We start from the raw sequence: 10,293 nt of genomic DNA, 5'->3' as shown, positions 1-10,293 counted from the left end.
TGTCGGCGGCGGCCTGCGTCGCCGCGTGTGACCTCTCTATGGTGGGTATGAAGCTGGCGGAGCCTCGGCTCCCTCGGCTGAGGGAGCTGTCACGGCGCAGCCGTGACTGAGGGAGCGTCAGCGGCCGAAGGCCGCCGAATAAACAGCATCGCGCGCAGCGCGATTCCATCACTTGGCAGTTCCGAACGATTCCACCCGTTCTTTCACGATGCGGTCGATCTGCCCGCATACCGCGTCGAACATGCGGTCGACCTGATTGTTCGCGAACCGGGCCACCGTCACCCCCTGCTCCTGCAGATTCCGGGTGCGGAGCTCGTCCCTGAGCTGTTGTTCGGTCTCGTAGTGTCCGCTTCCGTCGAGTTCGACCGCCAGTCTCGCCTTGGCGCAGTAGAAGTCGACGATATAGTCCCCGATGGGCGTCTGCCGTTGCCAGCGCAGGGTGTGGCCTTTCAGGAACCGGTACCATAGCTTGCGTTCCCATGGCGTCATGTTGCGGCGTAGCGTGCGGGCGTTGGCGGTGTTGGCCCGGTTGTATTCCCTCATGGATTGAGGATAGCGGAAGACCGGGCCTGGTATCGGGATCGCGCTGCGCGCGATGCCGTGTTGCCGGCGGCCTCACGGCCGCTGACGCTCCCTCAGTCACGGCTGCGCCGTGACAGCTCCCTCAGCCGAGGGAGCCGAGGCTCCGCCAGCATCATAAGGCGTCGTCAAAGGGCCGCGCGCGGCGGCATAGACCGCCGACAACACGGCATCGCGCGACAGCACGATACCGCTCACACAATGCCGTTGTCGTAGGCGAAGACGACGGCCTGCACACGGTCGCGGGCGTTGATCTTGGCGAGGATGTGCGCCACATGCGTCTTCACGGTGGGCAGGCTGATGAACAGCTTGCTCGCGATCTCCTGGTTGCTCAGGCCGTGCGCGATCTCGACGAGGACCTCGCGCTCGCGATCGGTGAGCAGCTCCAGCTCCGGGTCGGTGTACGCCGGACGGCCAGGCTGCGATGGAGCGGCCGGCGCCGATTGCGTGTCGGTCAACGACCGGCCCTTCGTATACCCGTCCTCCATCATCTTCTCGATGAGCCGCTTCGTGGCCGACGGCGCGATGATCGCGTTGCCGTTGAACACCGTACGGATCGACGAGAGCAGCGTCTCCGGCTCGGTGTCCTTGAGCAGGAACCCCGATGCGCCGGCGTTGATCGCGGCCATCACGTACTCGTCCAGATCGAACGTGGTCAGGATGATCACGCGTGTCGGACGCTCCCCGTCCGCCCCGCGCAGCGCGCTGATGCGCCGCGTCGCCTCGATGCCGTCCATGCCGGGCATGCGCACGTCCATCAGCACCACGTCCGGATGCAACGTTTCGGCCAACGCCACGGCCTGCGCGCCGTCGCCGCCCTGCCCGACCACCTGCATGTCCGGCTGGGAGCCGATCACCATCGCGAACCCGGCGCGCACCAGCTCCTGGTCGTCCGCGATCACCACTCGAATCCTGTTCTCACTCATAGTTCACCACTGTATCCGTTCCTCGGCCGGTCGGACAGGGTGCAACACCCTGACTTTGCCCTGAATTCATCCTGAACACCACACGCCCGCCACATACACCATCACAATCACGGTTCGGCTTGTCTCATCTCATTGTTGGCATCGCGACTGCGGGCCGACACGCCGAGCTGCTCGTCCAGCGACGCCGCCGGCCGCAACGCCATCGCCGGCTGGGCGTGTTCGTGCGCCTCGTCGCTGAACCCGGTCTCGCGCAGCACGCTCAGCAGCTGGCGCATATGCTTGAGCGCCGTGCGCCCCTGCGCCCCGATCGCCGCGAACGCCGCCGAGATCGCCCCGGCCGACGGTTCCTCGCCCCGGGCCTCGGCCTCGTCCAACATGCGAATGCCGGCCGCCGCCTGATCGATCACCGAAGCCAGCGTCCGGCTCACCTCGGACTGGATGCGGGCGCTGATCCGGTCGCGCTCCATATTCGCCGCCAGCACCTTCTGCTTGGCCTGTTCGGCGCGCAGGGCCTCCTCGCGCGCCTGCAGCACGAGCACGTTCGACCCGTTCGCACGCTGCCATCGGGCCAGCAGGATCGTGCCCATGCACATCGTCCCCACCGCGCCGCACCAGGTCGTCGCCGACAGCAGTATCCTGGGCGTCGAGAGCGCCGCCGCGCCGGAGACGCCGCCATACGTCATGGTGTAGTCCGCCGACCGCAGCATCCAATGCAGGATGCTGGCGTAACCGTAATTGCTCAACGCCACCTTGAACCCGAACAGCGCCGCGATACCGGCCGACGCCACGCCGGTCCAGCGCCATGCGTTCGGCCTGCCGTACAGCACCGCCGAATGCAGGGCGACCAGTGCGAACAGGTTCGCGAAGAGCACCGGCTGGAACATGACCAGCTGGAACGCGGAGGCGACGGCGACCGCCAACGCCGCGCCCTCCGGGAAACGGCGGCGGAAGCACAATGGCAGCATCGTCGTGATCACGATGAACCGGCCGACCGCCTGCTCGCCGACGGTGTCCTCCAGATAGCCGTCGAACAGCGACAGCGAGCTGCTGCCGACGATTGCGATGAGCAGCAGCGTGCCGATGATGTCGACGGCCAGATAATGCCGTTCCGTCCACTGCGACAGCCGTTCCACCCAGTTGAACGGCTCGCCGTTCGCCAGTACGGCCTGTGCGATGGGTTTGGAACGGAGCCGTTCGCGCAGCTGCCACCACGTGGGGATCTGGGGGAGCAGTGATGCGCGCCCGCCCTGCGTCGCCGGGGAAGCGGAACGGGGCGTTCCGTCCGGCGCGTTCGGGACCGTCGCCCAGGTGGAAGTGGAAGGGGAGGATTGCCGCCCGTATGCCGTTTCGTCCGGGCGGGAACGGTATGCGGAAGGTTCCGTTGCGGTGGCCTGAGTCGTGCCGTGCTGCCGGAAACCTTCCGATCGCCCGTTCTGCGATTCGGATTCGGACCCGGGCTTGGTGCGGAACGCGGTCGTCGGCGCAGCCGGTTCCGCGGCGCTCATGCGGGTCCGGTCGTACGACGCTTCGCCCGCCTGTCCGCCGCCAAGCGGCACGCTCGCCCGCACCTCGAATCCGCCGCCGACCCGCGGCCCCGCCGCCACGGCGCCGCCGACTGCCTCGATGCGCTCGCGCATGCCGAGCAGGCCGTACCCCGGCTTGTGCCCGTCGAGCGCGGACGAGGCCCCCCGCCCGTCGTCGCCCACCGTGATCTCCAGCATCCGGTCCGACCAGCGTTCGTCGATGCGTACGTGCACGTTCGGACCGGCGTATTTGCGCACGTTCGTCAGCGACTCCTGCACGAGATGGTAGACGGCCGTGCCGGCCGCGTCGCCCAGCAGTTGCGGCCGCACGTCGCCCGCGACCCGACGGTCGACCGTGCTGCCGTCCGCCAGTGCGGCCGCCGCGGCCTTCGCCTGGCCGACGAGCGCGTCGATGTCCGCGTAATCCGCATGATCGGAGCCGCCGAACACGCCGAGCAGACGCTTCATGTCGTGCAGCGCGCGTTCGGACTCGTGCCGGATCGTCTCCATCGTGTGCCGCGCCACGGCCGGATCATGCGCGCCCGCATACCGTCCGCCGTCCGACTGGACGATGATGATCGACAGCGTGTGCGCCACGACGTCGTGCATGTCACGGGCGATGCGCGCGCGTTCCGCCAACGCCGCGATGCGCCGCTCCTCGGCCTCGCCCGCCTCGAGCGCCTCGTTGCGCTCCTGCATCATGCGGATCGTGATCAGCCTCGCCCGCTGCCAGAACGCGGCAATGACCGTCGCGGCGACGCACGAGAGAATCGCCGCCAGATAAAACGCCGACTCCTGTATCACGGTCTGCGCGCACGAACCGGTGAACAGTCCCCCCGCATACACCGCGCGACAGTCCGGGATCGTCCCCGGATCCGCCTGCGCGTATTCGGCGGGGGTGACATACGGGTCGAAGAACGGCCCGGCCTCCAACGCCCACGACATGATCGGCCCGGCCAGCGTGCCGATCGCGGCGGCGAGCACGATGAACGCCCGCGTGTTGCGCGGGTCGCCGTAGACGATCACCGCATACAGCATCGGCAACGCCAGAAAATCCGACGGCGTCATCGACGGGCCCGCCACCAGCTGCACCGCGACCAGGCCGACGAACGCGAGCGCTGCGGTCTGCGGGCGCACGCGCCGGAACGCCAGCGGCAGGGCCAATACGAACGACCACGCCATCAGCGGAACCGTATCGTAGGAGAACAGCAGGCCGGGCATGTTGCCTGCGCCCGCTCCGGACATCAGCACGAACGCGAGCGCGGCCAGCAGCGCGGTCAGCGCGTCCACGGCCAGCGTGCGTGCGAGCCTGTCACGTGCGAATCCGTTGCGTATCGTCGTCAGCCGTCGTGCCATATCCATGACCGACCAGCGTAGCGCGCCGGGTTCCGCGCGGCCATCGTGCGCGGGGATGAACGGCGGTGCGCCGGTTGTCCCCGCATGAGGCTGATATGGAGGGCATCGGCCGAATCCGTTGCGGCGCTCGCGGAACGGTCCACGAAGACGCTCGCGGAAGCGCCCGCCAAGGAAGCCCAAGGGAAAGGAATCGCGCATGACATTGCTTGCCGAATACTACGTGCCGGGACTGCACGTCGAGGACCGTTCGATCAGGGTGCCGCTCGACTGGACGGGCCATGAACCGGGCAGGGGCTTCGACGGCGAGTCGATCAGCCTGTTCTACCGTGTGGTCACCGCGCCCGAACACGCGCACGACGACCTGCCGCTGCTCGTCTATCTGCAGGGCGGCCCGGGCGGCGAAAGCCCGCGACCGCTCAACCCGAGCTCCGACGGCTGGATCGAGGAGGCGATCAAGCATTTCCGCGTCGTCCTGCCCGACCAGCGCGGCACCGGACGTTCCAACCGCATCGACACGCAGGTCATGGCCCGTCTCGCCCCGGCGGGCGCCCGCGCGCAGGCAGATTATCTCAAGCTGTTCCTTGCCGATTCGATCGTGCGTGACTTCGAACACCTGCGCCGCACCGAATTCGCCGGCGCCAAGTGGGTGACGCTCGGCCAGAGCTACGGCGGGTTCCTGACGCTCACCTACCTGTCGCTGTTCCCGGCCGGCGTGGCGGCCAGCTTCACCTGCGGCGGCATCCCGCACGTGCCGGCCGACGCGACCGACGTGTACGAGCACACGTTCCCGCGCATGGCGCGCAAGACCGCGCAGTTCTACGAGCGTTACCCGCAGGACGTAGAACGCGTCGCGGCCGTGGCCGACAGGCTGGCGGCCGGCGGCGTGAGCCTGCCGAACGGCGACCCGTTCACCGTGGAGCGTCTGCAGTGCCTCGGCTCCGACTTCGGCATGAAGCCGAGCTTCGAACGCGTGCACTGGATCCTCGACTCCGCGTTCCTTGACGGCGACGGTTCGGTTTCGGCCGATTCGCCGCTGTCGGACGAGTTCCTGTCGCGCGTGGAGGCGGCCACGTCGTCGCGTCCGCTGTACTGGCCGTTGCAGGAGTTCATCTACGCGAACGGCGAGATGGACGGGCCGATCCGCTGGGCCGCGCAGCGCGTGCGCGACACGAAGCCGGAATTCGGTCCCGACGTGCGCCCGCTCAACTTCACCGGCGAGGCGATGTTCCCGTGGATGTTCGAGCAGGAGCGCGCGCTGCGCCCGTTCAAGCCGGCGATGGACCTGCTCATGGAGGACACGACGTTCGGCGTGATCTACGACGCCGCGCAGCTCGAACGCAACGAGGTGCCGCTGCAGGCGGCCGTGTACTTCGATGACATGTACGTCGACTCCGGTCTGCAGCTCGACACGCTGAGCCGCGTCGGCCGCTCGCACGCCTGGGTCACCAACGAGTTCGAGCATGACGGCAACCACGGCGACCGCGTGTTCAGGCACCTGTATGCGGAGGCCTTGAACCGCGGCGATCTGGAACCGCTGTTCTGACAAGCAACACATGCAACGAAAGGAACACATCATGAGCATGGATCTGACCATCGGGTTCATCGGCTACGGCAACATGGCCCAGGCCATCGCGCGCGGGCTCGTCGACGCCGGCGTCGTGAACGGCGGCAGCATCGTCGCCTGCGCCGCACACTACGACAAACTCGAGAAGACCACGGCCGAACTCGGCGCGCGCCCGCTGCGCAGCGCGACCGAAGTCGCCGTCGCGGCCGACGTCGTGATCGTCGCGATCAAGCCGTACCAGATCGAATCCGTCGTCGGACCGATCGTGAACGAACTCGCCAAGCCCGGCAAGATCGTCGTCTCGATCGCCGCCGGCTGGGATCTCGCCAAGTACCGCGACCTGTTCGGTGACGCGTTCGCTGACATGCACGTGCAGTGCACGATCCCGAACACGCCGATGGCCGTCGGCAAGGGCGTGCTCGTCACCGAAGCGGACCACACGCTCACCGACGCGCAGACGGCGACGTTCGAGGCGCTGTTCTCGCCGATCAGCCTGATCGAACGCGTCGACACCGCGCACATGAACATCGCCATGTGCATCGCCGGCTGCGCGCCCGCGTTCACCGACATGTACATCGAGGCGCTCGGCGACGCCGGCGTCAAATACGGCCTGCAGCGCGCCGCCGCCTACCGTATGGCCGCCAAGATGGTCGAAGGCGTGGGCGCCCTGTACATGGCCACCGAAACGCACCCCGGCGCGATGAAGGACGCCGTCTGCTCGCCCGGCGGCACCACGATCCGCGGCGTCGTCCAACTCGAGAAGGACGGCTTCCGCGGCGCGGTCATTAACGCGGTGGACGCGATCGAGGCCTAACCTGTCCTCCAACGGCGTCAACGCACGCGGACGGCCGGCACAGTCAGCGCAACGCGACCATGCCGGCCGCACGATCAACGGCAACGGAAGGAGCATCGCATGTTCAGCATCCTCGACATGTTCAAAATCGGCGTAGGCCCAAGCTCGTCGCACACGGTCGGACCGATGTGCGCCGCGCACGAATTCGCCGCATCGCTCGTCTCCGGAGGACTGATCGACCGCGTCTCCCGCGTGCGCACCACGCTGTACGGTTCGCTCGCCTTGACCGGCATGGGCCACGGCACCGACCGGGCCGCCGTGGCCGGGCTGGAAGGGAGCCTGCCGGCCACCGTCGACACCGCGCACGTGCTCACCATCAAACAGGAATGCGAACAGACCGGACGGCTCACGCTCGCCGGCGTCAAGGACATCGATTTCGACTACGAGCACGACGTCGTCTTCGAACTGTGGCAGCGCATGGCCGCCCACCCCAACGGCATGCGGTTCCAGGCGTTCGACGCGTCCGGCAACCTCGTCGACGAACAGGTCTGGTATTCGATCGGCGGCGGTTTCATCCGCAAAGGGCACCGTGACGATCTCATGATCGGCATCCACGACCGGCCCCCGGCAGGCACGTCGTTCGCCGACGAGGACGAATCGTCGTCCGTCGACTTCGGGCCGGACGTGCCGTACAACTTCACGTCCGGCAGCGAACTGCTCGCGATCTGCAAACGCGAGCGCATGCCCATCGCCGACATCGTCTGGGCGAACGAAATCGCGATGCGTCCCGCCGAACAGGTGCGCGCCGAACTGCTGCGCGTGTGGACGACCATGCATGAATGCGTGCTCAACGGCTGCATGAGCCCCGCGAAGACCCTGCCCGGCGGACTCGACGTGCCGCGGCGCGCGCCCAAGATGTACGCGCGCCTGTCCGCCAACAGCGACCTGCTCAACCGGCGCCGGCGTTCGGACGCGGTGCTCGAATCGTCCGACGCCGCATGGGTCAACCTGTTCGCGCTCGCCGTGAGCGAGGAGAACGCGGGCGGCGGACGCATCGTGACCGCGCCGACCAACGGCTCGGCGGGCATCATCCCGGCCGTGCTCGAATACTACTGGCATTTCGTCGACTCGGCCGACGAGGACGGCATCGTCACGTTCCTGCTCACCGCCGGCGCGGTCGGCTACCTGTTCAAACGCAACGCGTCGATCTCCGGCGCGGAGGTCGGCTGCCAGGGCGAGGTCGGTTCGGCCTGCTCGATGGCCGCGGCCGGCCTGTGCGCGGTCGTCGGCGGCACGTCCGCGCAGGTCGAGAACGCGGCCGAAATCGGCATCGAACACAATCTGGGACTCACCTGCGACCCGGTCGGCGGACTCGTGCAGATCCCGTGCATCGAACGCAACGCGATGGCCGCGAACACCGCCATCAATGCGGTGCGCATGGCCATGCTCGGCGACGGATCGCACATCGTCACGCTCGACCAGGCCATCAAGACCATGAAGGACACCGGCGAGGACATGATGGCCAAATACAAGGAGACGTCGCAGGGCGGGCTCGCCGTCAACGTCGTCGAATGCTGAGCGGCCGGCCATACCTACGAAAGGACAGACAAGACCACATGGGTGACATGCAGTACTCGTACGAGAACGCGATCCGCGAGTTCGTCTACATCGAACTGCCGTTCGACGGCGACGCGGACGGGCGCAACGACCTGGTGCGCGCCGACATCATCCGCCCGCGCGAACTCGACGGCGAGGCGAGGATCCCCGTCATCATGGACCCGAGCCCGTACTACGAGCTGTACGACCGGCACGGCGAGAAGTTCGAATACTCGCATCCGGAGGACAAGTGGAACAGTCCGCTTAAACTGTTCCCGTTCTTCTACGACAACTATTTCGTGCCGCGCGGCTACGCGGTGATCCTGCTCGCCACGTCCGGCACCGCGCTGTCCGAAGGCTTCTGCGACATCGGCGGGCCGAAGGACATCGCCTCCGCCAACGCGGTCGTCGACTGGCTCAACGGGCGTGCGAAAGGCTACATGACCCGCGACAGGCGCACGCCGGACAACGAGATGACCGCCTACTGGGCGTCCGGGCTCGTCGGCGCGATCGGCAAGTCCTACGACGGCTCCGTGCCCAACGGCATGGCCGCCACCGGCATCGAGGGGCTCAAAACCATCGTGCCGATCTCCGCGATCTCCAGCCAGTACGACTGGTATCACCCGCACGGCGCGCTGCTCAACGGAGACGACGCCGACGGCGGCTGGTTCGAGCCGGACAACTTCGCCGTCACCCTGCAATCCACCGCCGACGGCAAGCTGCAACGGTTCAACACCAAAGGCGGCTGGCGGCGTCTGCACGACGGAGCCGACAAGGAACACCGCAGCTACAACGAATTCTGGGGCGAACGCGACTACCGCGCGCACGTCGACCGGTTCAAGGCCAGCGTGTTCCTCGTGCACGGCGTCAACGACCTCAACGTGATGATGAACCAGGTCGACACGTACTGGAAGGCGTTGGGGGAGTGCGGCGTGCCGCGCAAGATCTGGCTGCACCAGTACGCGCACGACGACCCATTCGACGTGAGGCACGACATGTGGCTCGCGACGCTCGAACGCTGGTTCGACTACTGGCTCAAGGGTGTCGACAACGGCATCATGGACGAGCCCGAGGCCTCGATCGAGGATCCGGACGGCAACTGGCACGAGTATGCGAGCTGGCCCGTGCCGGGAGCCGCGCCGCGCACGTTCGGTGTGCGTGGGGGAGCGGACGTGCGACTCGGCACGCTGGAAGTGCTCGACGACGACGCCGCGACCGGCGACGCGCATGACGATGCGCACGATGATGCGCAAGCCGCGTCCGATGCGGCGCGGACCGCCGCACCGGCGCACATCGTGACGATCAAGGGCGCGCGCATCAGGGAACTCACGACGTACGCCGAATCGCACGCCGCGCACGACGACCGGCTGCTCGCCATCGGCGCTCCGTTGGAACACGGCCGGCACATCTCCGGCACGCCGCGGCTCAGCCTGCGCGTCAAAGCCGGCGCCGCCGACACGAACCTGTGCGCATCGCTGATCGAATACGGCGAAGGCAACTACGTGCAGGTGAGCGAGGACATCCACGCGCTCGTCGAACTCAAGGAGAAGCGTCCGCCGGCAGGTGGCACGTCCGACGACGACAAGGCGATCTTCCCCGTCTGCGTGCCGCGCAAGTCGCACGAAATGCACAACATGGTCACGCGCGGCTGGATCGCCACCGCGCACAAGGACTCGTTCGCCGAATTCACGCCCACGCCGGTCGGCGAATGGATGGACGTGACGTTCGACCTGCTCGCCACCGACTGGACCGTACGCGCGGGACACCGGCTCGCGCTCGCGGTCTACAACAACTCGAAACGCCTCGCCGCCGTGCCGCTGTCCGACTTCGACATCGACCTCGACTCGGTGCGGCTGACGATCCCGATGGCCTAGCGGCGTCCGGCGTCCGGTCGGCGTTTGTCCGGCCTCCGGACGGCGACATACCGCATCGCGGTCCGGGCCGGCTACGTCCACC

General features: G+C 67.4%; 7 protein-coding genes. 4 read left to right on the top strand and 3 right to left on the bottom strand.

Features of this window, described 5'->3' with window-relative positions:
• Window positions 1-168: 168 nt before the first annotated feature.
• From JS533_RS04510 to JS533_RS04500, 3 genes are all read right to left on the bottom strand, one after another.
• The gene (locus JS533_RS04510; RefSeq protein WP_241513320.1) at window positions 169-543 is read right to left on the bottom strand and encodes an endonuclease domain-containing protein; all 375 of its coding nucleotides are present in this window, start codon (window positions 541-543) and stop codon (window positions 169-171) included.
• Window positions 544-773: 230 nt separating this feature from the next.
• Window positions 774-1,505 (bottom strand): response regulator, encoded by a 732-nt coding sequence (locus tag JS533_RS04505; protein ID WP_241513319.1) that lies wholly within the window; start codon window positions 1,503-1,505, stop codon window positions 774-776.
• 107 nt (window positions 1,506-1,612) lie between these two features.
• Complete coding sequence (locus tag JS533_RS04500) at window positions 1,613-4,390, bottom strand: sensor histidine kinase (RefSeq protein WP_241513318.1); 2,778 nt, start codon at window positions 4,388-4,390, stop codon at window positions 1,613-1,615.
• Between the two features lie 190 nt (window positions 4,391-4,580).
• On the opposite strand from JS533_RS04500, the gene JS533_RS04495 reads away from it, so the two are divergent.
• The 4 genes from JS533_RS04495 (at window position 4,581) to JS533_RS04480 (ending at window position 10,211) form a co-directional block, all read left to right on the top strand.
• Window positions 4,581-5,927 carry an alpha/beta fold hydrolase gene (locus tag JS533_RS04495; protein WP_241513317.1) on the top strand — a complete coding sequence of 449 codons (1,347 nt, stop codon included), beginning with the start codon at window positions 4,581-4,583 and terminating at the stop codon, window positions 5,925-5,927.
• Window positions 5,928-5,958: 31 nt separating this feature from the next.
• Complete coding sequence (gene proC, locus JS533_RS04490; RefSeq protein WP_241513316.1) at window positions 5,959-6,762, top strand: pyrroline-5-carboxylate reductase; 804 nt, start codon at window positions 5,959-5,961, stop codon at window positions 6,760-6,762.
• Window positions 6,763-6,861: 99 nt separating this feature from the next.
• Window positions 6,862-8,319 carry an L-serine ammonia-lyase gene (locus JS533_RS04485; RefSeq protein ID WP_241513315.1) on the top strand — a complete coding sequence of 486 codons (1,458 nt, stop codon included), beginning with the start codon at window positions 6,862-6,864 and terminating at the stop codon, window positions 8,317-8,319.
• 38 nt (window positions 8,320-8,357) lie between these two features.
• Window positions 8,358-10,211: a CocE/NonD family hydrolase gene (locus JS533_RS04480; RefSeq protein WP_241513314.1), complete on the top strand. Its 1,854-nt coding sequence runs from the start codon at window positions 8,358-8,360 to the stop codon at window positions 10,209-10,211.
• The last annotated feature ends 82 nt before the right edge of the window (window positions 10,212-10,293 follow it).

The sequence above is a fragment of the Bifidobacterium amazonense genome (assembly GCF_018555435.2).
In the GTDB taxonomy this organism is placed as follows: Bacteria; Actinomycetota; Actinomycetes; order Actinomycetales; family Bifidobacteriaceae; genus Bifidobacterium; species Bifidobacterium amazonense.
The sequence above is the reverse complement of the archived record's forward strand: the minus strand, read 5'-3'. Positions and strand labels throughout refer to the sequence as shown.